This window comes from Veillonella sp. S13054-11, assembly GCF_002959795.1.
GTDB lineage: Bacteria > Bacillota > Negativicutes > Veillonellales > Veillonellaceae > Veillonella > Veillonella parvula_E.
On record NZ_PPCY01000008.1, the window covers coordinates 99,330 to 125,822 of the forward strand.

Annotated in this window: 21 protein-coding genes; 5 read left to right on the plus strand and 16 right to left on the minus strand. The window is 38.1% G+C overall.

Features of this window, described 5'->3' with window-relative positions:
* Position 1: 1 nt before the first annotated feature.
* The gene (locus tag VPHSUH08_RS08135; RefSeq protein WP_004694893.1) at positions 2-1,168 is read right to left on the minus strand and encodes an iron-containing alcohol dehydrogenase; all 1,167 of its coding nucleotides are present in this window, start codon (positions 1,166-1,168) and stop codon (positions 2-4) included.
* Positions 1,169-1,429: 261 nt separating this feature from the next.
* Between VPHSUH08_RS08135 and VPHSUH08_RS08140 the strand changes: the two genes are divergently transcribed.
* Positions 1,430-2,248 carry a MetQ/NlpA family ABC transporter substrate-binding protein gene (locus tag VPHSUH08_RS08140; RefSeq protein WP_004694891.1) on the plus strand — a complete coding sequence of 273 codons (819 nt, stop codon included), beginning with the start codon at positions 1,430-1,432 and terminating at the stop codon, positions 2,246-2,248.
* A gap of 72 nt (positions 2,249-2,320) precedes the next feature.
* Here the strand turns inward: VPHSUH08_RS08140 and VPHSUH08_RS08145 are convergent, their stop codons facing one another.
* From VPHSUH08_RS08145 to VPHSUH08_RS08170, 6 genes are all read right to left on the minus strand, one after another.
* Positions 2,321-3,136, minus strand: coding sequence for a nitroreductase family protein (locus VPHSUH08_RS08145; RefSeq protein ID WP_105087180.1), 816 nt, complete (start codon positions 3,134-3,136; stop codon positions 2,321-2,323).
* An 880-nt stretch (positions 3,137-4,016) separates the two neighbouring features.
* Complete coding sequence (locus tag VPHSUH08_RS08150) at positions 4,017-5,570, minus strand: nitrite/sulfite reductase (protein ID WP_105087181.1); 1,554 nt, start codon at positions 5,568-5,570, stop codon at positions 4,017-4,019.
* A 251-nt stretch (positions 5,571-5,821) separates the two neighbouring features.
* Positions 5,822-7,213 (minus strand): cation:dicarboxylate symporter family transporter, encoded by a 1,392-nt coding sequence (locus tag VPHSUH08_RS08155; RefSeq protein ID WP_105087182.1) that lies wholly within the window; start codon positions 7,211-7,213, stop codon positions 5,822-5,824.
* 176 nt (positions 7,214-7,389) lie between these two features.
* The gene (locus VPHSUH08_RS08160; RefSeq protein ID WP_004698205.1) at positions 7,390-8,118 is read right to left on the minus strand and encodes a lactate utilization protein C; all 729 of its coding nucleotides are present in this window, start codon (positions 8,116-8,118) and stop codon (positions 7,390-7,392) included.
* Entirely contained in the window at positions 8,118-9,563 is a 1,446-nt protein-coding gene (locus tag VPHSUH08_RS08165; RefSeq protein ID WP_004694882.1) for a LutB/LldF family L-lactate oxidation iron-sulfur protein, read from the minus strand. The genes VPHSUH08_RS08160 and VPHSUH08_RS08165 overlap by 1 nt, the downstream gene beginning before the upstream one ends.
* Before the next feature lie 12 nt (positions 9,564-9,575).
* The gene (locus VPHSUH08_RS08170; RefSeq protein ID WP_004698263.1) at positions 9,576-10,313 is read right to left on the minus strand and encodes a (Fe-S)-binding protein; all 738 of its coding nucleotides are present in this window, start codon (positions 10,311-10,313) and stop codon (positions 9,576-9,578) included.
* A gap of 523 nt (positions 10,314-10,836) precedes the next feature.
* Between VPHSUH08_RS08170 and VPHSUH08_RS08175 the strand changes: the two genes are divergently transcribed.
* Positions 10,837-12,552: an S-layer homology domain-containing protein gene (locus VPHSUH08_RS08175; RefSeq protein ID WP_105087183.1), complete on the plus strand. Its 1,716-nt coding sequence runs from the start codon at positions 10,837-10,839 to the stop codon at positions 12,550-12,552.
* A gap of 183 nt (positions 12,553-12,735) precedes the next feature.
* Positions 12,736-14,106, plus strand: coding sequence for an S-layer homology domain-containing protein (locus VPHSUH08_RS08180; protein WP_105087184.1), 1,371 nt, complete (start codon positions 12,736-12,738; stop codon positions 14,104-14,106).
* Positions 14,107-14,199: 93 nt separating this feature from the next.
* Here the strand turns inward: VPHSUH08_RS08180 and VPHSUH08_RS08185 are convergent, their stop codons facing one another.
* Entirely contained in the window at positions 14,200-15,045 is an 846-nt protein-coding gene (locus tag VPHSUH08_RS08185) for a hypothetical protein (RefSeq protein WP_004698216.1), read from the minus strand.
* An 11-nt stretch (positions 15,046-15,056) separates the two neighbouring features.
* A complete protein-coding gene (locus VPHSUH08_RS08190) occupies positions 15,057-17,135 on the minus strand; it encodes an OPT family oligopeptide transporter (RefSeq protein ID WP_105087185.1) in 2,079 nt (692 codons plus the stop codon).
* A gap of 448 nt (positions 17,136-17,583) precedes the next feature.
* Here VPHSUH08_RS08190 and VPHSUH08_RS08195 point away from each other — a divergent pair, with 448 nt between their 5' ends.
* Positions 17,584-18,939 (plus strand): lyase family protein, encoded by a 1,356-nt coding sequence (locus tag VPHSUH08_RS08195; protein ID WP_077707746.1) that lies wholly within the window; start codon positions 17,584-17,586, stop codon positions 18,937-18,939.
* 191 nt (positions 18,940-19,130) lie between these two features.
* Here VPHSUH08_RS08195 and VPHSUH08_RS08200 read toward each other — a convergent pair whose 3' ends face one another.
* The 7 genes from VPHSUH08_RS08200 to VPHSUH08_RS08240 all read right to left on the minus strand — a co-directional run bounded on the left by VPHSUH08_RS08200 (position 19,131) and on the right by VPHSUH08_RS08240 (position 25,534).
* Entirely contained in the window at positions 19,131-19,589 is a 459-nt protein-coding gene (locus VPHSUH08_RS08200; protein ID WP_233189891.1) for a hypothetical protein, read from the minus strand.
* A gap of 288 nt (positions 19,590-19,877) precedes the next feature.
* Positions 19,878-20,129: a hypothetical protein gene (locus tag VPHSUH08_RS08205; protein ID WP_105087186.1), complete on the minus strand. Its 252-nt coding sequence runs from the start codon at positions 20,127-20,129 to the stop codon at positions 19,878-19,880.
* A gap of 176 nt (positions 20,130-20,305) precedes the next feature.
* Positions 20,306-20,551 carry a hypothetical protein gene (locus tag VPHSUH08_RS08210; RefSeq protein WP_232054987.1) on the minus strand — a complete coding sequence of 82 codons (246 nt, stop codon included), beginning with the start codon at positions 20,549-20,551 and terminating at the stop codon, positions 20,306-20,308.
* 221 nt (positions 20,552-20,772) lie between these two features.
* Positions 20,773-21,771: a DUF805 domain-containing protein gene (locus VPHSUH08_RS08215; protein WP_232054988.1), complete on the minus strand. Its 999-nt coding sequence runs from the start codon at positions 21,769-21,771 to the stop codon at positions 20,773-20,775.
* Positions 21,772-22,590: 819 nt separating this feature from the next.
* Positions 22,591-23,772: a metallophosphoesterase gene (locus VPHSUH08_RS08230; RefSeq protein WP_105087190.1), complete on the minus strand. Its 1,182-nt coding sequence runs from the start codon at positions 23,770-23,772 to the stop codon at positions 22,591-22,593.
* A 16-nt stretch (positions 23,773-23,788) separates the two neighbouring features.
* Entirely contained in the window at positions 23,789-24,886 is a 1,098-nt protein-coding gene (mutY, locus tag VPHSUH08_RS08235; protein WP_105087191.1) for an A/G-specific adenine glycosylase, read from the minus strand.
* 126 nt (positions 24,887-25,012) lie between these two features.
* Positions 25,013-25,534 carry an 8-oxo-dGTP diphosphatase gene (locus VPHSUH08_RS08240; protein ID WP_105087192.1) on the minus strand — a complete coding sequence of 174 codons (522 nt, stop codon included), beginning with the start codon at positions 25,532-25,534 and terminating at the stop codon, positions 25,013-25,015.
* Between the two features lie 117 nt (positions 25,535-25,651).
* Here VPHSUH08_RS08240 and VPHSUH08_RS08245 point away from each other — a divergent pair, with 117 nt between their 5' ends.
* Positions 25,652-26,425, plus strand: coding sequence for a DUF4931 domain-containing protein (locus tag VPHSUH08_RS08245; protein ID WP_105087193.1), 774 nt, complete (start codon positions 25,652-25,654; stop codon positions 26,423-26,425).
* Positions 26,426-26,493: the final 68 nt, after the last annotated feature.

The window sequence follows — 26,493 nt, forward strand, 5'->3', positions numbered from 1 at the left end:
ATTATAAGGCACGCATTAAAATCTCGCGAGCTACTTCTGGTGTTACATCACCATTTTCACCAAGTTGTGTCATGCCATGGTCCTCTAATTGTTTCACAATTTTATCAACTGCTTCTTCACCAAGACCATAGTCTTTCAAATGCGTAGATACGCCAAGGGACTCGAAGAATTCACGAGTTTTAGCGATGGCCTTGTCCGCTTTTTCTTCGTTTGTACCTTCTGTAATATGCCATACCCGTGTAGCATATTGTGCCAATTTTTCAAGTTTGTCTGCTTTTTTCACTTCTAACAATGCAGGTAATACGATAGCCAATGTAATACCATGGTCAAGATGGTACGCCGCAGTTAACTCATGGCCAATCAGATGAGTTGCCCAGTCTTGTGGCACGCCGGCACCAATTAAACCATTTAATGCCAATGTAGAGGCCCACACGTGGTTAGCACGAATATCGTAGTTTTCTGGATTTTCTACTGTTTCTTTGCCGATTTCAATCATAGTTTTTAAAATACCTTCGCTGAAACGATCTTGAATACGACCTTCTACAGGGTATGTTAAATACTGCTCTGTGGTATGCACAAAGGTATCGATAACGCCATTCTTAACTTGTCTTTCAGGCAAGGTGAAAGTCAATGTTGGATCAAGCATGGAGAACTTAGGGAATACTAAGCTACTGAATACAGGGTATTTACCGTCACCATAAGTAATAACTGCACCATTGTTCATTTCGGAACCAGTTGCAGGTAGTGTCATAACTGTGCCAAATGGTAATGGATTTGGTACCATGTCTACCGGAACCTCTGGCACACCAACTTTCATTACCTCAATAACGGGACCATCATAGGTAGCACCCATAACGATAAGTTTTGTAGCATCTACTACAGAACCGCCGCCTACAGCGAGAACGAAATCTACGCCATGTTCTTTAATGAAAGCTACCGCACGTTCACAAGTTTCAAGAGATGGGTTTGGCTCAATACCACCAAACTGCTCAACCTTGCGGTTACCAAGAGCTTTCACAATGCGATCAATAAGACCACTGTGCACAGCGGAGCCACCACCATAAGTAATGAGCACCTTTGCATCCTTTGGTACCAATGTATCTAATTCATCTAAACGGTCTTTACCAAATACGATATGTGTAGGGTTATAAAAATCAAAATTATACATACATCCTCCATTAATCCGACATATAGATATATGAATCCATATTAGAATTATACAAAAATATTTAAAATATAAATTTACTACCTAGCGATCACACATTCAATATAACACATTAATCAATATATTATATTGAATTGTATTATAAATGAGCTAGAATTTCACCATAGTTTTAATCTATAGCTAACTGATATGCTTTTATCATATACAAATCCCCTTCATCCATGATAGGATATAACCATTATAAGACTTGAAAGGGATGATTATATGAAATTAAAAACATTGTTAGCACCATTACTTATCGGTGCTCTTGCATTTGCTATCGCTGGTTGTGGTAGTACATCAAATCAATCAACACAAACACAAAAAGAAATCAAAATAGGTGCTACATCTGGTCCTCATGCACAAGTAGCTGAAGCTGTAGCAAAAGAAGCTAAAAAACAAGGAATCGATCTTAAAGTAGTTGAATTCTCAGACTATGTAACACCTGATAAAGCCCTTGCAGATGGCGATATTCAACTGAATGCTTATCAACATGTACCATTTATGGAAAACTTTAACAAACAAAATGGTTCCAACTTAGTAGCAATCGGTAAAACAATTTTGGTGCGTATGGGCTTATATAGTAATAGCGTACACAGCGTACAAGATGTACCTGAAGGCGCTACTGTTTCTATCCCAAATGACCCTACTAATGGTGGTCGTGCATTAGCATTATTAGCTAAAGCTGGATTAATTACGTTAAAAGATGGTGTCGGCTTCAAAGCAACAGTTGCAGATATCACATCTAACCCGAAGAATATAAAGATTCAAGAACTAGAAGCAGCTCAATTACCTCGTAGTCTAGATGATGTAACAATTGCAGTTATTCCAATGAACTATGTGCAAAGTGCTGGTCTTAGTGTAGAAAAACAAGGTTTCTTCTTCGAATCTAAAGATGAACCACTAACAGTTATCGTACTTGCAGTTCGTAGTGAAGACAAAGACAACGAAACATACAAAAAAATTGCAGATATTTACAAATCTGATGCTATTAAACAATACATCGACGAAACATTCAAAGGCACTATTACAACTGCCAACTAATAAAGTTTATATCGTCACTATATAACTAAAAAGAGATGCCCCAATGATTACAATCATTGGGGCATCTCTTTTTTACTCTTCTGTATCAAATGTAACATCTAATGGTTGACGCTCTACAATATTGCGATATCGTACTTTAGGATATCCCATAAGAATGCCACCAGCTACAATTTTATCATCAGGTACACCTAATTCATCTAATAATGGTTGGTATTCAGCTTCTCCAGCATGTTCAAAGAAACCAGCCCAACAAGTACCAAGGCCTAAAGTCGGCGCATATAGCTCAGCATAAGACAAGCAAGAGTGACCACTATCATGGGTACGATGAATATCTTTTTTAGAGCCAATTGCCACTACGAGAGCCGGCGCATCGCGCAAGATATACTCCTTGCCTTTATCTACCTCTGCTTGAGCAGCACGAGCATAGAGACGCATAATCGGTACTGTTTTTGCAGCCAGATGCATCCACTCTAGAACAAGATCAGCAATACGGCGCAACGTTTGTTTATCTCGGATTACTATATACGAAATACCTTGTGTGTTAGTCGCTGTTGGCGCCATTCTTGCAACGTTTAGCACTTTGCGAATGAGCTCTACAGGGACTGGTCTATTTTGATAGTTACGAATAGAGCGACGACTACGCATGAATAGCTCAGCTTGCTCAGGCGTTAACTTAGGTTCCTTTGTAATATCGATTTGCTCCTTACGCGGTGTCATATCGCTATCAAGAGCAAGCGTTGGGCATATGGAAATACAATGCCCACAGGAGATACAACCTCCCCTGCCAGTTACAGGTCCAGCATCGGACATCACCAGCAATCCGGTCGGACAGTCAGCAACGCAAAGGCCGCATCGTGTACAGACTTCTGTATTGACGGTAAATAACATCTGAATATCCTCCAAATACTACTATAAAGCCTATTATAACATACAAAATCAAGTCATATCTAGTTTTAAACAATTATTCTAATTGTAATGGAGCTAATCCCTGTTCCTATATTTGCCTTTTGGATGGGGCCCCGTTTCATTAATACAACTTGGTAAAAAAAGTAAGAATACGCTTGCTTGCTCCGTTCTTCGCAAAGTCGTTGCACAAGCGTATTCTTACTTTTTTATCACTGTATTTATAAAGATGCCCCATCCAAAAGCGTAAATAATCTAGCTAATACTTATATAGAGTCATTACAATTACACCTTGAAATAAATCATAGAAAACACTATCATTTTACACATTATAATAAACTTTATAGTAGTAGCGCCATGCCCACCGTATGGGAAGGACTAGCCAGAGGCTAATCTACTGGCTTGTCTTGATGCAAATTCAGTCAAAACTACTTAACCGCTCTCGCCTCTCCGCTCCTCTAATTATAAAAGCATATTGAGTAAATATCGAATGTAGCTTGTCATGGGGCCGCTCTGTATATTAGTAAGGTAAGTCGCTTTGCTATGGGACTAATTTACATCAGGTGTTATAAAAATGAAACTGGGTACCTCTGCAGCGACTTTACGAAGGACGGAGCAAAGAAATACCTAGTTTTCTAAAAGCTTCCCCCATCATATAAAAGCATATTGAGTAAATATCAGATGTAGCTTGTGATGGGACTGGTTAATAGCAGACGCTCAAATAATAAAAAGAGTTCCCTATGCAGCGACTTTGCGAAGAACGGAGCAAAGAGGGAACTCTTTTTATTATTTATTAAGTTGTCGCAATCTAAGTGGGCCCCATCACAAGCAACCCAAACATATTTACGCAAATGCTTTTACATATTTACTCAAATGCTTTTATAAGATTCATGTAGTCCCCTTTATGCGTAAGTCTCCAGGTCCCAAAGTCTGGTTCTGAGGATTCGTTTAGAATATTTGCTAAAGATTCCAAAAATTCTGGAATTCTTGTAGCTACAATATTACCGGCCATTTTACCGAAGTTTTCAGAGCCCATGTGTTCTGAGCCACCGTCTACAAGGATAAATGCTACCATAGGTTTCTTATCTACTAATTTTACAGCACCATGGAAACCAATTTCGCCGATTTGGTGTGTACCACAGGAGTGTGGGCAACCAGATATATGTAAACGAGGTAGTTTTCTTGTATCTATGCCCTTTTCTTCAAGGTGTGCGAAGATATCTTTCAAAAGACCGTTAGAGTCTTGCATACCAATCTGACATATAGTAGAACCAACACAAGATACGGAACGGCGGAAATCATTTTTAGCGCTATCATCAGTTAATTCCACAATTTTGCGTGCTTCATCAGCTGTGAGATTGATGAAGAACAATGCTTGGTCTGGCGCAATACGTGCTTCAACTTGATCAAGTGTCACCGCATAGTCAAGGGCCGCCAGCAAGTGTTCAACGTTCGCATCGCCACCTGCCGGATGGTATTCTACATAGTATAAACCATCTTGTTTTTGACGATGAATACGATAGTTTTCCACAGAATCATCACGCTTACCAGTTTTTGTAATTTCATAAGCATAATCAGCCGGCTTAATAGTTAGGTGTTCTACTTCTTTTACCATAGCTAGGGTTTCTTCATAGATTTTGATGAAAGCTTCCGCCCCACCCATTTCAGCAGGCATGTAACGAGTACGAGCCTTACCGCGGTTTTTGAAGTTACCATGGTTAGCAAAGACCATAAGCATAGCTTTCACATGGTACAAAACATCCTCAGGCGCTACATCATGTGCCACCGGAATACCAATGCGAGGATTAGGACCAATACCGCCACAAGCATACACATCAAAGGTATTGTGTTTTGTTAAGTTAAAACCTAGGTCCTTGAACGTAGAATGTGGGGTACTATCAAAACCATTATCTATGCCCATTTTAAATTTACGAGGAATCTTGATATAGAACATTTGCTCCATAAGAAATTCGCTAATTGCTGTTGCATACGGCGTAATATCTAGAGTTTCACGAGGATCAATGCCGCGTAAAATACTAGCCACCACATTGGGATTATCACCACCAGCACCACGGTTGTAAATACCGTGATCATAACATTCCTTATAGAGCTTTAATATTGTATCACCATCGAGGCCGTGCATTTGTAAGCATTGACCGGTAGTGAAATGTACATGTTGTAGGTTATATTTACGAATGGAGTCCGCTAAAAACTGCATGTGCTCGCGCGTCATGTGGCCACCATTGAAACGCCAACGGCTCATACCAGTATTTGCACCGCGCTCAGCGTAACTACCATAGGCACCAGACTGCCCTTTATAATCTGCAATAGATAGTTCTTTCTTATAGAACTTATGTGTCATATCCTCAAACTTTGGATAATCTGCAATTAATCGATCTTTCAATTCTTGTGTAATCATACTATTACCCTCTTGGCTTATATTTATTAAGCATAATTCGTAACTTTATAACGCTTAGTATACCATATATGCATAAGTATGTTAGTAGCTAAGCTCACAATTTCAATATCGATTCTTAATAATATAGTTTACAATCTGTAATAATTATCACTTTTAAAAAAAGGCAAAAGAGGCTGTAACCAAATGTGGTTTTACCACATTCAGCTACAGCCCCTTTTTATAATAATTATATGATTAAGTGTTGCTAGTTATTATACTCGACCTTCGTTAGGATTATTGTATGCGTCTTTATCGATAGTTCCCATAATTTTATCTACTACGAGAGCATTTGTTAAGGACCCAGATACGTTCAAACATGTACGTCCCATGTCAATCAATGGATCGATAGCTAGAATTGGGCTAATGGAGGTGAAGTATGCTCCAAGGCCTGTACCACTAAGGGATACAGATGCCGCCATTGTAGCCGTACCTGGCACGCCTGCGATACCAACAGAACCAATAGCAATAACGATAACACTCATGATATACATAGTCATATCAAATGGAATATTGGCTACATTAGAGATGTACACCACAACAAGTGCTGGGAACACGCCGGCACAACCTTGCATGCCCGCAGTAGTACCGAAGGAAGCTACTGTATTAGCAGTTGTAGCATTTACACCAAGACGTTTTGTCAAGGTCTCTACAGTTAATGGCAATACCCCCATCGAAGAACGAGAAGTAAACGCCAATAAGAGTGGTGCTTTTGCTTTCTTGAAGTATGTAATCGGATTGTAACCAAAGCTAGTAATCAAGATCGCTTGTACAACAAACATAATCAAAAGACCAACGTAAAGCAATACTACGAACAAGCCCATATCAAGAATAGCTTGTACACCGCGTGTTGCCAATGTAGAAGCTAACAAAGCAACTACACCATATGGCATAAGACTAATGATGAAATCAGCTACCCAGGAAATCAATTGGTGAAGTTCATCAAATAGTTTTGTGAATACCTCCATAGAGTTTGTCCCTGTTTGTTTTAATAGACGAGCTACGCTACCCAAGATAATTGCAAATACGACAATGCCGATAACATTTGTTTCAGCAGCCGCTTGAATTGGATTGCTAGGGATTAGTGCTCGGAATGTATCAACCATAGGTTTGATTTCACGAATCTTCTTGCCAGATTCAACAATATCAAAACCTTGACCTAAACCGAAAGCATTCCCCAAAATTAGGCCGACTATAGCAGCAACAGCTACCATGCCGAGATTTGTAGAAATCATAGCAACTACTAACTTTTTGAGGTTAGCACCTACCTCCATGTGCAAAATAACGTGAACAATAGAGATAAAAACGATAGGAATAACAAGCATGCGGATTAAGTCGATGAAACCGCCCCCTACGAGAGAGAACCACTTTGTACTTTCCTTGATGTAAACCACTTTGGATGGATCATCAGGGAAGCCTGCAATAATTTGGACCGCTATACCAAGTACGGCACCAGCAATAGTACCAATAATAACAAGATTACCGAAGGATGTGCCCTTGCGTTGCAATACATAAATACCAATTAACACGAGCACGAACACCGCGATAATACCAATACTTAGTGGATTGCTTAACATGAGGTAATCTGTAAAGAATGGAATATTCATAATACACCTCTTTAATTCATATCACAATAATAGGTTATGAACTTAGTATAGCATATATCGAAAAAAATACAAGTATAATATTTAATTTTTGGTAACATTTAATGTATTCTGTAATATATACACCAAAAAGGCGATTTTCCAGAAGAAAATCGCCTTTAGTAAATCTAGCTATTATATTATCTGTTAACTAAGATATAGGTTACTTGGATAGGACCATGAGCACCATCTACAGTTACCAATTCGATATCCGCCGTACGGGACGGACCAGAAATCAAGCAGATATTTGTAGGGAACTTAGCTGGATCGTTGTGATACCGTTCAGCCAAATGTTCCATTGTTTGTGTCATACGAGGGTTGATTGTATCAGTATACAACACAGCAATATGTGTTGTAGGCAACAAGCTAATCGCACGGCCAGAGTCCTCACCAGAAGCTTGTACTACAGTAGCAGTCTCCGCAATACCGCAGTATGGGAATGTAATACCAATATCAGCATTAGCAGTATTAGAAATACATTCTTCACGACCTTTAGCTGGATCCCATTGGAAGTATGTACGAGTGCCACCATTATTAGCTGCATCTTGTTCGAACAATTCTTTTAATTTATATTCTTCTACTTCAGGAGAGCTTGGGAATACAATTTTACCGTTTCCCCAGTCTTCGATAGCTGCAAAAATTGTTTCACCTAGTTTGTCAGGTGTAGTTTCAACAAATTTTGTACCAACACGTTGACATTGTTCCTTAAACATTGTCAAAATTTGATCGCGACTCAAATCTTGGAACATAGTTTCTTGAGGACCATGGCTATAATCAAAGCCTTCTACAAAAGCAGGGCACATTTCTTGATCACGGCCTAATGCACGAGATAAACGTGCAATAAATTGATTACGTTTAGCTACATCCATTATTTTTTCTCCTTCTTCTTGTTCTTTTCATGTTCAGCATATAAATCACGGAATTTCTTGAATTTCAAGGAACCCAACTCTTTAGACTTAGTCCAACCGTTCATAACTGGAATAGCTTGAGTCCATTCAGGCATGTTACCTTCTTTATTACTAATTAAGTTCATACCGATAGCACCAGCTTTTGTGCCAAGATCAAATAATGTTGCATTACCGAACATCTTAGCAGCTGCTGTGAAGATAGCTTCTTCTGCTTTTGGACGAGTCTTTTCAATATCAGCCATGATATGACGGTGCTCCATCAACAATTCATGCAATGGAATAGCTACTGGACAGTTTTCTGTACATGCACCGCATAATGTAGAAGCATATGGAAGATCGCCGGCTACATCGTAACCTTTGAATAATGGAGTCAATACAGCACCCATTGGACCTGGATATACAGAACCATATCCATGACCGGAAACGTGACGGTATACAGGACAGATATTCATACATGCACCACAACGGATACAACGTAGCATTTCTTGGAATGTACCACCCAAGATGCCAGAACGACCGTTATCAATAATGATGATATGAGTTTCTTCAGGACCATCAGCTTCACCAGGACGCGCAGGACCAGTCATCATGGAGAAGTAGTTAGAAATCTTAGAACCTACTGCAGAACGGTTCAACATTTCCATCATAACATCAAGAGCTTTGAAATCAGGAACAATACGTTCTGTACCTAAGAAAATTAATTGAGTCTTAGGAATAGAACTAGCCATACGACCGTTACCTTCGTTGGAAACGATTGTACATGTACCAGATTCAGCAACTGCAAAGTTACAACCATTAACACCTACATCAGCTTTTAAGAAACGCTCACGTACATAACCACGTACAAAGTGAGTCATTTCCGTAGGGTTTTCAGTTCCTGTATAACCTAATTTTTCAGCGAAAATTTCGCGGATTTTGTTACGTTCAAAATGAAGACCTGGTACTACGATGTGAGATGGAGGACTTACTGCAGTTTGCAAAATAAATTCAGCCAAGTCAGTTTCGTTAACTTCAATACCAGCCTCTTCCAAAACTTCGTTCAAACCAATTTCTTCAGTTAAGATAGTTTTGGATTTAACGATCATTTTTGCTTCGCGTTGGCGAAGGATATCTAATGCAATTTGAGTAGCTTCTTTGTCATCGAAAGCAAAGTGAACTTTAGAACCAGCTTTTTCAGCGTTGTCAGCAAATTGACTTACATAGTAATCCAAGTTGTTAAGTACGTGATCGCGAATTTTAGCCGCTTCAGCGCGGAAATCTAACCATTCAGGAACATCCGCAACTACTGTATTACGTTTATCATAAAACACGTCTTGTGCTTTTTTAATAGCTGCAACTTTGAAATCGTCAGCCAAACATTCTTTTATACGTGTTTTATAGGGGCGATTGTCATATATAAGTGCCATGTCGTCTCCTCCTTAACGGCAGTTTAAGATTTCAGCAATATGCATAACTTTGATACGGCGATCAATTTCGCCTTCTTTATGAAGACGATCAAGCATACCAGCGATGTTCATTAAGCACGCTTGGTCAGAACCGGAGATAACGTTGGCACCTGTGCCAGCAATTTCCAATGCTTTTTCGCGTGTCATAACTTCACTGATTTCAGGGTTTTTAACTGAGAAAGTACCGCCGAAACCACAGCAACGATCTGCACGTGGTAATTCAATCAAGTTGATATCTTTAACGTTTTTAAGGAGTTTGAAAGGAGGCTCTTTAATGCCCATCAAACGAGTTACGTGGCAAGATGTATGGTATGTAACGGATTCGTTAAAACGAGCCCCTACATCTTCAACACCTAATACGTCAGTAATAAATTGAGTGAATTCGTAAATTTTACCACTCAATCTTTCTGCGCGCGCCAACCACTCTGGTTGATCTTTTAAGAAATGATGATATTCATCGCGGATTGCAAAAGCGCAAGAACCGGACATGCTGACTACATATTCAGCGTTCTCAAAGCATTCGATTGTATTCTTAATTGCGTCCATAGCCGCGTCATTATAACCGGAGTTAGTGAACATTTGTCCACAGCATACTTGTTTCTTAGGTACTACAAGCTCACAACCTAATCTTTCAAGTACTTCTACACCAGCCATACCTACATGAGGGTAGAACATGTCAATCAAACACTGTTGGAAAAGATGAATTTTCATATTATCTTCCTCGTCTTTTCTAGTACTTAACCTAATAAAAAATTTTGATATGTATGTGTTATGGCAATTTTTAGTAGTGAATTTTTCGACTAAATTTCTGCCCTGAACATTACTTATGCTTTCAAATAAATATTCAAAAGCTCATCGCTATAATTATAAATTAATCATGTAGATATTGTCCAAAGAATTGCTATATTCGTATGTACCCTTTTATTTCTTATATCGTTATGACTTTTTGTAATAACAAACATTGAATTTTATCACATCTATTATTTCATTTATCATTTTTTCTTGTAAAAGCCCCATAAAATCTAGATTTTGCGAATGTTTATCATTTTGCATTTTTAACTACTAGAAAATCAACTTTTATCTATATTTCATTCTATATTTATATAATGGTACTCAAATTTTCAAATTCATGTAAGTTTTATCCTTATAGATTACATTTTCTTATAGTAGTGTATAAATTTAAAAAGTGTTATAATTTATTTTATATAAGTATAGTTTGAAAGGAGCCCTTTTCATGAAACTAAATAAATTATCTTTGTCTTTAGCAATTACATTGGCCCTTGGTTCTACATTCAGCATGGCTCACGCTGAAACAACTGCGACTCATATAAAATCTGAAGTATCTAATGTGGCTACTAGAGCTGAGGTATCTGCTAAAGCGGATGAACACCGTGTTGATACATCTGTTAAAAACGATGCTAAACGTATTGATACATCCGTCAAAAATGATGCTAAACATGGTAGCACAGTTGTAAAACGTGATGCAAAACATGCTGATGCATCCGCTAAAAACGCTGCTAAACGCACTGATACATCCGTAAAAAACGATGCTAAACGCGTTGATACTTCTGTAAAAAATGACGTTAAACGCATTGATACTTCCGTAAAAAATGATGTAAAAGAAGATGCTGCAAAGGTAGAAGGTAAAAAAGTTGTAAAAACTAAAGAAAACTTACCTACTGGTGTATACCCTGACACAAAAGATAACTGGGCTCGCGATGCTATCCAAGCAATGACACAAGCTGGTTACCTTTCTGGTTATGCTGATAATACATTCAAACCTAGTGCACAAATTACTCGTGAACAAGCAGCTGCTATTTATGGCAAAGTGCTACAACACAACTTAAACGAACAAGAATTAGCAGAGATTGCAACAAAAGAATCCTCTACCTCCTACTCTGACGTGGAAGCAGATCGTTGGTCTAGCCCTGCTATCAAATTAGTTAGTGCTGCAGGCGTAATGGACGGCACATCTAAAACAGCTTTCACACCTAGCAAAACTATGGACCGCGAACAATTCGTTGCATCTGCTGCTAGTCTAGCTAAAAAATTGAATCTTTCTACACCTGTAAAAGCAGAAAAAGTAACATTCAAGGACGAAGCTAGTATCTCCTCTGCTTACTTGGCAGATATCCAATACATGGCACAACGAGGCATCGTAGCATCTGGGGCAACAGAAAACTTTAACCCTAAACAACCTGTAACAAGAGCACAAGCGGCAACAATCTTAAATCGTATGCTTAATGGTGCTGGCCTTGCTACACCAAAGCATACTACTACAGAAGCTAAAGCAGAAATGGCTGTAAAAGAAGATACCAAAAAAGCTGATACAGCATTAGAGAAAGATACATCTAAAGTAAGTAAAGACGCTAAAAAAGATGTAGCTAAAGCTGATAAAGCTGTAAAATCTGATGCAAAAAAAGTTGAAAAAGACCTAAAAGGCAATAAAGATGCTGCAGTAGTTGAAAAAGCTGAACCGACTCGTGCCGTTCGCCCTGTTCGTCGCAGCACACTAAAAGCACTTGATCAAAAACAACAAGCTGCATTAGAAGACAAAGTATTTTCTGAATTAAATAAAACTTATAAAACAGAAGATGCATTCCAAAATTATGGCGTAATGTACTGGCGTGACAATCAATTACACGTAGCTTTGAAAACAGACAGCGATATTTCCACAGTAAAAGCTAACCTTGCAAACCGTGGTGATTCTACTGTAAATAACTATGTTGTAGTTGAATCCTCCCAATACAGCCAAGCTGAATACGATGCAATCGATACAAACTTCCGCAACTACTACAACAAAAATGAAAAAGCAGGTACAATTCTAGCTACATTCCCTGATGTAGAAAATAACCAACTTTACGCAGTTGTATCTACAGCATCTAAAGAAACACAACAAGGAATCTCTAAATTATTCGGTTCCAAAGTAAAAATGACAGTAAAACGCTAATCGGCGTTACACTTAACCAGCCAAGGCAGCGTATACTCGACAGTACTACGCTGCTTTGTTGTATATCACTATGCATGCCAACTAATTGACTATGATGCGACGGATATAACTTTTTATGCTGGTGAAAGTTTATATTCTACGGCTATCAAGCACTAGCCTTTACCATGATTAGGAAGGATTTTTATGTACAAGAATACCCCTCACGCATTACGTGCCCTCGTACTCGGCACATTATTGACTACAACAGGCCTTGGTTTTGCTTCTGCAAACACAACCACTACAACTCATGCTCCTGCAACTACTGTTGAAGCCACTAAAATGGAAACAACTAAAGCACCAATGGCTAAAACAGATGCTACGAAGATGGAGACTACTAAAACAGAAGCGGCTAACGTTAAATCTACTAATACCGCATCACCTGCAATTGTAAACACCTCTATCGGTACACCTCAAGATATTCAAAAAATCCGCGCCCACATCTTTACAGATGTGCCTAGTGATTTTTGGGCAGCTAACTCGATTAGCACTGTAACAAAAGCAAACCTAATGAAAGGGTATTCTGATGGTACATTCCGACCTAACCAACCTATGACACGTGAAGAAGTAGCAGCGCTCTTCAACAATATTACGGATGATGGTACGGCCGCCTTTTTATCAAGTAAATTTAAAGATATTACATCTGACCGTTGGTCTGCTCTTGCTATTGAATCTGTAGCTCGCAAGAATATCATCAGCGGCTATGGTGATGACACTTATAAACCTGAGAAATATATGTCCCGTCAAGAGTTTGCGGTAGTAGCAGATAACTATATCCATTACTTAGGATATACCACTGAAGACCCAACAGTTCTTGATAATATAGCCTATGGGGACCAAAAATTTGTAGCTCCTTGGGCACAAGATGCCGTTCGCGAGCTTGCCTATCTTGGGTTCACAAACTACGCTCCAGGTACATTGTTTAACCCTGAAAAATATGTAACTCGTGCAGAAGCAGCGGAAATTGCGTACCGCATGACACAAACAGAACAAGCACTTGCCTTCCACAATACATTGTTCAAGCAACAAGTAGAAAACAAAACAGCTAATATCATCGACAAAGCATTAGGCTATGGCAATGATTTCACCAAATTCCGTCAAGACGGAGCTCTATTCTGGGAGGCAGGCCAATTACATGCATCTTTAACGGATCAAAAGAAAACTGACCTTGTTTCCAAAGCGATTACAGAGGCTCATGATCCACAGCTAGATAGGATTGTAGTCGTATCAAAGGGTAAATTAAATCAGGCCCAACTAGAGGAGTATCAATCCGATGCCATCGCCCTTTACCAACAAAAAGAACCTCAAGGAAAGATTCTTTCCATTTCCCCAAATACTGATACTAGTGCCCTTCTCATTACCGTTGATTCTATTCAAAAATCGACGTTGAAAGCATTTAAAAAGAAATTCCATGATAATGTATTCTTACAATTACCACCAGAACCGCTTACAAAGTCAGACGGAAACATTCAATTCCCATTACCACCGCGCGTAAACTATTATAACGACAAACAATAACATAGACAAAAAAGAACCGCCCCCTTAGGAGCGGTTCTTTTCACAATTAAACAGCTGTTACTATACACACATAATCGAATTTACACAGTTCGATTATTTTTTTGTTACATCATTTTCGCGGTCACGCAAGATACCAACTGGTACATATACCGTACCTGCGCTATGGATTGAATCCACATCTTGTTGCAAAATCATTACAACGGAATAATCATCTGTTGTGTAGAATTCAGTAGGCATTTTATCGATATTTACATCGCCACCTAATTTATCTTTCACATCTTGATTATTATTAATCGCATTTACCAACTCTTTTTTATTAAGACCACCAAGATCGTACAAGGATAATTGGCGACCTGTTGTAGTGTTAAATGTGAAACCTTTTACATAGTTTACACCATTGGCATCATGATCACGCATAGTATATGTGTGAATCAATACGCTGAAAATACCGTTTTTATCTGTTTTAACATCATAGTACATAACTACATTTGTTTTATCAGATTCTTTAGCATTTAACTTTTCTACATCATTTTGTATTTTAGAAACATACTTTTTGATGGTCGTATTGATTGCTTTTTCTACCGCAGGGCTAACAGATTTAACCTCTGGGAATACTAAATCCAAATGATCTGTAGTAGATTCCACAGGTGATACAGCAACCTCTTTGCGATCCATATAACGGTCCGCATTTGGAGCTACCACTTCAACTGCATTACGATCTACTTTAGACGCTTTAGAGCGCAACGCACGATTCTGCTCAGGTGTAGCAGTACTAGAAATACGATATGTTAAATCATTACGATTTACACGTTTCGCATTTGTTTGATTTGCTTGTACATTTACAGTATCTTGCGTTACAGGTATTACTTCGCTTGCTGCGAAGGAGACTACTGGCAATGCAGCAGCCATAATGATGAGTACAGACTGTTTTAATTTCATTGTTTAACCTCTTATTGTTCTTGCTCAGCTTTCATAGCAAGAGCTTCTTCTTTATTGAACTTGTGTGTAACAACACGGCGAACAAGATAGAGACCAGCGAATATGAATGCAAGCAATCCTAACCATTGTGCTGTGCTTTCAAATTCAGGACCTACTAATTCAAGTGGAGCTTCCCCACCACCAGTTGTAACAGACAATACAATAATAACAGCTATGATTACACCAATCAAGCTTTCACCAACGATCAGACCAGAAGCAAAGAGAACACCGCGGCGATTGGATTGCTCTACATCGTAGTCAGCAAGCTCACCGGCACGCATTTTAGCACGAGCTACAAGATAACGACCTACGAAGTAGCTGATGAAAGAACCAATAATAAGCGGTACTTCTAAAGTAGGTGGTAAATAAATACCCATACCAACAGCCAACGGAGGCAATGTTAAGGTTGCAGTTGTGCTCTTGAGAATCAAGTTGACGATAATCGCCACAACACCAACGCCAACACCGATTAAGATATAGTCCCAATCCATGCTAGAGTTGAAGATACCTTGTGCAATGGTAGTCATCAAAGTCGCTTGAGGAGCAGATAATGCAGCGTTTGGATCCATTTCAGCACGTGGTAACGCACCTGTGAAACCGTATGCTTGGTAAAGCAAGTTAAGAACTGGAGCAATTGCAATGGCACCGGCTACAGAACCAAGTAACAAGGCAATTTGTTGACGCCAAGGTGTAGCACCAACGAGTTGGCCAGTTTTCAAATCTTGTAAATTATCATTAGAAATAGATGCAATCGCAATAACTACGGATGTCATAAAGATAGCCATAGCGGTAGCGAACTGAACACCTTCTTGTGTAGCAAATAAATTATTTTCCGCTGCGATAAAGTATACAACTAAGGAAGAAATAATAGTCGCTAAAATACCGATACCAGAAATTGGAGAAGCAGATGTACCGATAAGGCCTGCCATATAGCCACATGCTGCAGCTACGAAGAAGCCAATCGATAAAGCTACTACGATACCTACTACAACGAGTGTCCACATTAAACCTGCACTAATAGGTACAACAGATACGAAATCCCAGAATGTAAATACTAAGCCAATAAGAATAAGTATGAATACACCTAAAACGGATTTTGTACTCATATCTGTATCCATACGATGCAATTCACGTTCTGCGGAGCTGCTATTCATGGATTTAACAGAAATTTTCATACCTTCGATGATAGGTTTGATTAAGGTAATCAAAGTCCAAATCGCAGCAATACCAATAGCACCAGCACCGATGAAACGAACTTTAGATTTCCAAATAGCCATCGCAAACTTAGCAGTAGCACCGCCATCTGGAGCAAACATGTTAGTGAAGTAAGGCACGAAGCCAGCCCATGCGATGAGTACACCGACGAGGATAGCGATACCAGAAGCGATACCGATAAGGTAACCAGCACCTAACAACGCTGTAGAGAAGCCCAAAGGAATTTGAGTAATACCTTTGCTACCTACAGGAATCCAGAAGCTCATGCTATCACCAAGTACTTTGAAACCATTTGCACAAAGGCTAATAAGACCAGCTACAAAGCCACCGGACACAATGTCTGTCATACCGGAGCTAGATTGAGGGCCTTGTTCACCATTGTGAGATCCAACCTTCAAAATTTCTGCTGCTGCACGGCCTTCAGGATATGGTAGATCGCTATTCACTACCATGGCACGACGCAATGGAATGGTGAATAATACACCTAGAGAACCACCACAGGCACAGAGCAAGAATGTTTGCCAGAATGGAAAGCCATTCCAATACCCAAGCATGAGTAAACCTGGCAAAATAAAGATAATGGCGGACAATGTACCAGCCGCAGAAGCCTGCGTTTGTACCATGTTATTTTCAAGAACATTAGAATCCTTGAAGAACCGTAAAATTGCCATTGAAATAATAGCTGCCGGAATGGATGACGAGAACGTCAAACCTACCTTCAAACCGAGATATACGTTAGATGCTGTAAAAATAACAGTAATCAATGCACCAAGTAGCATCCCACGTAACGTCAGTTCCGGCAGATGAAGGTCATGGCTCGTAAAGTCATGTTTCATAAGTACTTACCTCCTCTGTGAAATCATAAACTTAAAACAATATACTAAGCTACTTCCATTTTATCGTGTTAAAGCGATGATTTCAATATATATGCGATATTTATAATGTATACATATTTTCTCCAACCCTTGAGCTATGGGAAAGGCAATAGCCCAAAAGCCTCCAAAGCCACCCACCCCGCTTCGCGGGGCCGCTAAGTCGTTTTTGGGCTATCGCCTTCTCCCTCTCAGATCAGCATTATATAAAACATATATACAAATTAAATATAAATCATCACATATATATTGTAGGGAGGAGATAGGTGTATATGCGCATTATGCATATACACCTATCAATTATATGAAAATAGAAATCATTCTCTTTTATTCTGTACAAATATACAGGATTTTATATAATTAAAGTACCGACAGTAGGGTCGGCATGTCTTTTAAGGAGGTTGTAAACATTATGGAAACAAGAATTGAATATGATTCAATGGGACCAGTCGAAGTCGACGCTAGACGAATTTACGGACCTCAAACGCAACGCTCGTTCAATAATTTTAAAATCGGTGACCACCGCATCCCTATTGAACAAATCAAGGCGCTTGCGCTTGTAAAAAAAGCATGTGCTTTAACCAATGCAAAGTGTGGCGCAGTAACTGAGGAAAAAGCGAAACTCATCGCTCAAGTAGTAGATGAGATCGTGGACGGAAAATGGGATGATGAATTTCCGTTAACCGTATTCCAAACAGGTTCCGGCACACAAACTAACATGAATGTGAACGAGGTAATCGCTCACCGAGCTAAACAGTTAGATGAATCCAATCCGCTTCATCCTAACGACGATGTAAACCGCGGTCAAAGTACAAACGATACATTCCCTACGGCAATGCATATCTGTGCATACTTTGAAATTACAAAACGCGTAATTCCTGCATTGGACGGCCTTATCGGATCCTTTGAAAAATTGCAAAAAAAAGGAAAAGGATTGCAAAAAGTTGGTCGTACCCACCTACAAGATGCTACTTTCATCATGGTAGACCAAGAAATTAGCGCCTTTGTGGACGGCCTAAAAACTGCCAAAACTATGCTCCTTCAAAATGCTGACCACCTCCTCGACGTAGCACTCGGTGGTACTGCGGTTGGTACAGGTGTGAACACGCCTAAAGGCTATCTAGACGTTATGGAAACTGTATTGCCAGAGGTAACAGGCGCTCCATTCCGTGTTAAGAATAACAAATTCCAAGGACTTGCTCTCAAAGATGCATTTATGATGGCTCACGGTGCACTTAACACATTAGCGACTACCCTATTCAAAATCGCTAACGATGTGCGCTTCTTAGGCTCTGGCCCTCGCTGTGGCTACGGCGAATGGCATCTTCCTGAAAACGAACCGGGCTCCTCCATCATGCCAGGCAAGGTAAATCCTACTCAATGTGAAGCTTTGACCATGGTATGCGCCCAAGTATTCGGCCACAATACAACTATGACGCTCTGTGCAGGTAGCGGTGCGTTCCAATTGAACGTATACATGCCTATCATGATCTATGACTTTGTTGAAAGCTGTCGCCTCCTCGCAGACGCTATGAACTCTTTCACAACACACTGCATCGACGGCGTAGAATTTGTACCTGAAAAACTCAACTTCTTCGTAGAACAATCTCTCATGATTGCTACATCCTTAACACCATATATTGGCTACGACAAGAGCGCTAAGGTGGTAAAAGAAGCGTACAAACGCGGTTGCTCTATTAAAGAAATCATCTTGGAAGAAAAACTCATGACCGAAGACGAATTTGCCGAAGCAGTTCGCATGAAATAAAATCTCTCACCTCTATGACATATCTGTAACATCCTCTCATACCTCAAATGAACGGAATATAAAAGGGACTGTAAACGAAATACTACTTTAAAGCATTCGTTTACAGTCCTTCTTTTAGTTAGGCAATTATTCTAAACGTAGAGTTACAAAATATCTAAATCAAATCTCACCTTTAATAAGTCGTATAAAGCTTATAATAAAATTACATAACTAGGCGTCTTGTCAAATGGAATTACATATTCTGAAAGACTTGTTAATTCGTCCAAATCATTACGACTTATAACATATAGATGAAGTCCATCATCTTTTTCAACTATATCAGCTCTCCCACCATACCATGGTCTTTTATATGATAATATCTTGCTTTTTATATCTCCATTGAGATTAAAAATCTGTAATTGATTCTCTGCAACAGCTAAACCATATTTATCAGTCACAGATATGTCAAAATACGGAACAGAAATAGGGTTTTGAATCTGAATCTTTTTTAGATTATCTAATATCGTAATATTATTTGTATCCAAGCATACTAATTTTCCATTATGAAGAAAGGACTCTTTTATTTCACTTTCATAAACAAAATATGCAAATTTTTCATCATAGTCTGCTATTTCATCTATAATACGAACAGAATAATCAATCAATGACAAAGATACTACCCCTTTATTGGTACGCATTAAAATTATGTCATCACTAAATTTATATAATTGATAAAAATAGAATTCCTTAATATTATTAAGAATAGGTATTAACTTCTTTCCACGCCAGGTCCATAACAATGAAACCATTAAGTTTATCATTTATAATCATATAATTTACACATCGCAAAGCAAAAATTATAACATTTTCTAAACTTGGACTTTTTATCTGTTTAATAGGTTCTAAGTCTATCATCTATATTCCTTCTATAGTTTTATTAGATTATAATTCAATCATTTTTACATTAAAAGTAGTCCACAATCTTTCGTCTTTATAATATCTTTTAAACTCCTACCATTTATTATTGGATTTTCTAATAACGGTAAAAAATCATTACATTCATCTAAAAGATCCTTATTTTTCCATAGTTGCCATAATGCACCATAAGTAACAATCCCATATGTAGAATCATTATAATATAGTTCTAACTCCCTGTTACATCTCAAGCCTTCAATAACTTCGTCATATAAAGAAACATCTGAACCACTCATTGATGTTTACTCCTTCCTAATTTTTCTAGTCAAACATACTTATCCTTAAGGATCTACCGATCACCTTATAAATACTGATATTAAACGCAACAGACTAATTAGTACGCTTGGCATTTTCAAGTCATTTGCTTAATCGAATATAAACCAATTACACATATAATACTTTCTCTAAAGGTTTAAAAAATGTACAGAGATTTCTCATCATATAACTCATTGGCAAAAATATCGCTAATTGTGTGACCTTCTAAGCAAGGTATCATTAAAAAAGTGTCTAAATCTGGCTCTTTAATAACACATTCATCATTAATCCAAAATTCCCAAACAACATTATTTGGAGTCACAAAGCACTCTAAACCGTTATACCTAAATTCAATCTCTTCATTCATGTCTAGATAACCTCTTATCTCTTCTAGTTTATTCATTTTCTCTCACTAATTTTGATTTTTACTAAAAATCTACAGCACATACAATAATAATCATACTTTAATAAACAATGTACTTTACTCTTCTCAAAGATAAGAGCAACATATATTTCATTTTTATTTTAACATTAGAAATAATGATATTTCTAATTTAAACTCTGGATTTTATAAATAAATACAATAACCCCTGCTAGGATACTATCATAGCAGAGGTTAATTAGTTATAAAGGATAATAAAAAATAGAGTTACTTTCCTGATCATATAATGCAGATGTTTTATTATATAGTAAATACAGCACATATATATTAACTAAAGGTACAAATAAGCAAATAAGCCAAAAAATACTACTATTGGTATCCATCAAGCGTCTACATATCATAGTAATTACAGTATATGTAAGATAAATGTATAAAGTATATCTTAGAATGGAGGGCTCAATAGTATAAGTTACAACAAAATTATACATAATAAAAGCTAAAAACACATTAAACATATGCCACTGACGAACAGTACTGCGTCCATAAAACCATAAACTATCTATTAAAATACTTTTATAGATATCAATCCAAAAAGGGTAGGACTCCTGTCGACTATAATATAACTTTAAGGTCTTAATTTGCCCATCGGTTAAATCATTTCTATTGCCCCACCACACATCAATAACTTTATTATCAAAAATAATCCCATTAGTTTCAATAGTATTATGAGCAGACCACAATTTATCGATTCCAAATGCCCCAAATAGTATCAGCCCCATCAGAAAAGGAAAGAACATCTCAGGTGTATCTACGCTCCATAGTACCTCATTCCCCAATATATAATCAGTAGTGCCTCTAAAGCTAAAATTAGAACTAGAAATAGTAATACTTTTACCCAAAAGTAAAACCATTACTAAAGAAATCATTATAATAACATTAAGCCAATTAAGAGAAGCCTTTTTATAATAATTCAACCGCATGTAATTTGTAATAAAAACAAAAAGAATATAAAGAGTATGCCCTACATAAAATAACATATTATAGTATTCTTGATTATATATTCTATCAAAAGGAAGAGAAAGCATGAAAATATTTGCTTCTATGCCCAAGAAAACTAAAATATTTATTGAAAGATAAGTTTGTACATTCATCGTAAGTGTTTTAAGCTTCCTTACATATTGAATTAACGCTATTACTTCAATCTTAAACTTACAAAATTCATCAACTAAAAACTGTTTCATACTTTTAATTATCATATAGATACCAATAATGGTGAAAGTTTTTTAACAGTATTTTATATAAGCCAATATAAAACAATCACCGAAAAAAGATAGATTTCAGAACTAATGGTAAATGAATGTGCACAAATGCTACCCTCTTTTACGTCTTAAATAGTTATAAATATAGTTCCATACCACATAAAACAAAAGTGTTATGACATATGCAATAACAAAGAAATAAAAGTCTAATTCATCTTCAATCAACTCTGGATTTGTGACAAGACTATATGGAATACATATAAGTAAAAAAAGTACTAAGCCTCGCACAAAATAATTATATATTTTTAGAAATATATAATTACTCCCAACATAAAAACTATATTTTCACAACACAACTAAAAATTTTAACTCTAATATATCACAATTATTATATAAATTCATATAATAAAAAGAGGTATTGTATCTAAAATACAGTACCTCTTCTAGTTTATCCCCTATGGTCTTCTAATATTTCATAATATTTATAGTCATTAACACAACCAAGAATATAATGAAAATAGCCTGTTTTGTATTTAACAGTTCATAGGTCTCGTTAAATGTATCATCCTTAAACGCCTGTATTAGCAGTATTTCTTGTTTACTGAGTTCCAGATATAAGTCTAAATGGCATCCAATTGCCACTAGTATTGCTATTTTGAGATATCTCTTATATATATCCGCTGTCATATCGTAGATTAGAGAGATATCAAATAGCATAAGCAGAATAATACATATAAGGATTTTATATATAAAGGATTTAATATACATTAATGTATACCTATAGTGAGTTTGTCTTTCAAACTAAGCCACTCCATCAAAGAATGTAATAACCGTAATTTCTCGTGGACAGTTGATACGGATTGGGAACCAGTGTCCTGTACCATTATTAACGTAGCATACGCTTTGTTCTTCTACATAGCGACCTTTTGTATATGGTGTGCCTGTTGGTACTAACGGCATACCCATGAATACGATTTGACCTCCATGGGTATGTCCAGATAGAGTCAACGGAATCTTTCGTTCAATAGATTCTTCGAAGAATTCAGGGTGATGAGCCAATAGAATAACAAAGGCATAGTCTGGAATTCCAGATAAAGCTTTGTTAATCATGGCTTCCCGGTTGTCCTTTTTACGATCGTTATCGTACGCAACGCCCGCAATATATACAGGTTGTTTGCCGCCCATGATTTGAATATTACTATTCACGAGAATATTCATAGGTGTATTTCGTTTAAGTGCGTCAAGTACCTTATTTACATCGTGATGATACTCGTGATTTCCCAAGATAAAGTCAACCCCATCTGGGATTTGTTTTGCAAATGTTGTCAGTCTTTCACAGACTTGCGGTAACCATGCAAGCTTATCAATGAGGTCGCCAGTGATGACAACGCGATTAGGCTTTTGTAAAAGCGCTAGTTTTAGGATTTCATCAAAGTCATCTAAGTCGATACTCGGTCCTATATGAATATCACTAAGTTGAACAATTTTATAGTTTTTCAAACCAGGTGGTAGGTTCGTGTAGCCAAAGCTTTCATGAGTTACCACTACCTCTTGTTGACCCGCAAAGGCAGCATAGCTAGAGCCACCAATAGTAGCCAACGGCACTATAGTTGCAGCAGTTCTAAAGAAGGCGCGACGGCCTGTTCTATTTTCCTCTGGTGTTTTGCTCCAAATCTTATTGATTGTCCAATATAATAGACTAAGTATGATAAATACAGGAATCGCTAGGAATACACCAAAGAGGAATCCGTAGCTTTCAGTACGGAACATATTCATCAAAGGATAGTACATCGTACCATATAAATCCACTTGATTGAGTATATAGTATCGGATAGCCGCGAACCACGCACCGATAATGATTATATAGCCCACCCAGGCTGGCCATTTCTTTTTAGGCTTCCACAAGTTGAGGAATAGAGCCCAAAATCCTACCAGACCTATTGCGAGGATGGCAGAAAAAATGATATTAAATAGAATTCTCATTCATTGCTCCTACAAATTACTTTGCGATTTCCGTCAGTTTACCATGAGGTCCCGCCCAAGCATAGTCGGAGAACTCATCACGCTTGATGAGCATCCAGTCCTTTGGCAATTGCTGTTGGATATCTGCAATCGATATATTATTAGCATCCCCTGTGTACGTTAAATCACCGCGGAATGCTTTCATAAACCATTTTCGGTGAGAGAAAACATGTGTTATTTCTTTCACAAGTACTGGTTGCAAAGATAGATCAAATCCAAGGGCCTGAACTAATTCTTCAAGGCCTCGTTCTCCGTCCTCAAAGGCAGATACCATTTCCACAGATGGGAATTCCCACATGGATCGTAAGAGTCCACGGTTCGGCCGTTTATGCAATAAATAATAGCCTTTATACTGCAAGATCCCCACGAATAAAGGCACCTCTACTACCTTTGTTTTCTTGATGCGCACAGGCAGTTTATCTGTATCCTCATGTTGATAGGCAGCGCACATATTTACAATAGGACATTCCCCACAACGTGGAGTTTTTGGAATGCACACAGCAGAGCCAAAGTCCATCAAGGCTTGGTTAAAATCACCAGGTCGATCGTGAGGCAAAGTCTCCTCTACGATAGCCGTAATAGCCTTTTTACCTTTAGTACCCAAGATATCGTCAAAGATGCGATATAAACGAGCATAGATGCGCAACACATTGCCATCTACGGCCACTTCTGGTTCATTGTACGCCATAGATAATACGGCTCCAGCCGTATAAGAACCTACACCCTTTAGGGACTCCATGGTCTTACGATCATGAGGCACGATACCGCCGTAATTTTCAACTACATCCTTTACACCGAGGCGCAAGTTACGAGCACGGCTGTAATAGCCAAGCCCTTGCCAAGCGTGAACCACCTCATCTTCGGAAGCCTTTGCCAAATCCTCCAAAGTTGGGAATAGACGCATCCAGTTGTCATAATAGGGCTTCATAGCCTCAATGCGGGTCTGCTGGCTCATCACCTCGGAAACCCAAATTTTATAAGGGTCCCCACAATCTCGCCACGGCAACTCCCGTTTATGCACATCATACCACGCCAATAGCTGTGGCACCCACTTTGGGTTCTTTTTATCAGTCATATTACCTCAATATATTATAAATTTAGGAGCCTAGTACCACTTTTATGGCTACATAGTCCCTATTTTATACTCCAATACCCACCAGATAACAATTTTAACGTTAAATTGTAACCAATCGTACGTTCATCATCCATTAATATACAGATCGATACGCGCCAAGTGTTCGCTTTCAAGAACAGTATCAACAGTGGTCAAATCCATCTTATCCACCATATTATTATCTCGTCCAAACACAATAGGTCCTTTTAATTTCTTACCTTCTAACAACATCGGCAACCATCTGCGGTCACCATCCCACATATGTTCATAAGGAATTTGATTTGGTTCTAGCCAATGAGGCTCCATTTCGTCTGTTTCCTCTACATCACCTGTGAAAGCACGCAAGAAATACACATAACTCACGTGTGTTAAGCTTTCATCAAAAGGAAATTGAAAATCAAAAGCCGCTACACATTCTAAGTCTTCCGGGCGTCCTTGAAGACCAGATTCCTCGAATAATTCGCGAATGGCACACGCTCGGAAGCTTTCACCATCATCAAGTTTACCACCGAAACCATTATATTTATTAGCCCCAAAACCACGCTTCTTACGCCCTAACAATATACGATTTTGTTCATCAATGGGAAATACGAGCGTCGTTGGTTTCATAGGGCCTCCTTAGTCACAAAAATAACACACTATTATTATACCATTATTTTATGTACGAATGCGCTAGTTGTGGTATGATTAAGAGTATAGAGTTTCTTGCAAGGAAGGAGGCACATGATGAACAAACCACTTAGATTTAATATCGAATTAGGACGGACAAAGCCCGTCAATATTCGCAATGAACAAGTGCGTTGTCCCTTCTGTGATCGTTCCAAATTGACGGATATTCTCGATACATCAGGTCATATTATATGGCTCATGAACAAGTATCCTGTATTAGAAAAAACTTGGCCTACCGTCATTATCGAAACAGAAACCGACGAAGGCGAATTTTCCACCTTACCTGCAAATGAAGCCGCCCACATTCTCCAATTTGGTCTCGATAAATGGCGCGAAACTCGTCAGCGTAAAGAGTTCAAATCTGTACTGTTCTTCAAGAATTATGGCTATATGTCCGGTGGCTCTATTCGTCATCCTCACAGCCAAATCATAGGCCTTGAAAATTACGATTACCACAAAGATATTACAGCCCAAAATATGGAGGGCTGGCTATTGCATGAGGATCAAGATGTGCGTATCACCTTGTCTACCCATCCGATTATCGGGTTCTTTGAGTACAATATTCGCTTCAAACCAGATGCGCCGGTTCGTGCTATAGCCCTTCGACTACAACAAATTTTGCGCTATGTATTGCATAGTGTAGCAAACTTTAGCCAGTCCTATAATTACTTCGTATATAATCTTGAGGACGGCTATGATTACATCAAAGTAGTGGCGCGTTATGTAACGACGCCCCTCTATGTAGGATACAAAATTCCTCAAACTTGCGATGAGGGACGAGCTGCTAAAATCAAGCACGATATTACGCCTTATTTTCAAGCTACTAAATAGCTCTAACCATATACCGTACATAATTTGATATATAATTTTATATATGGTTTAACCATACATATTTGAAA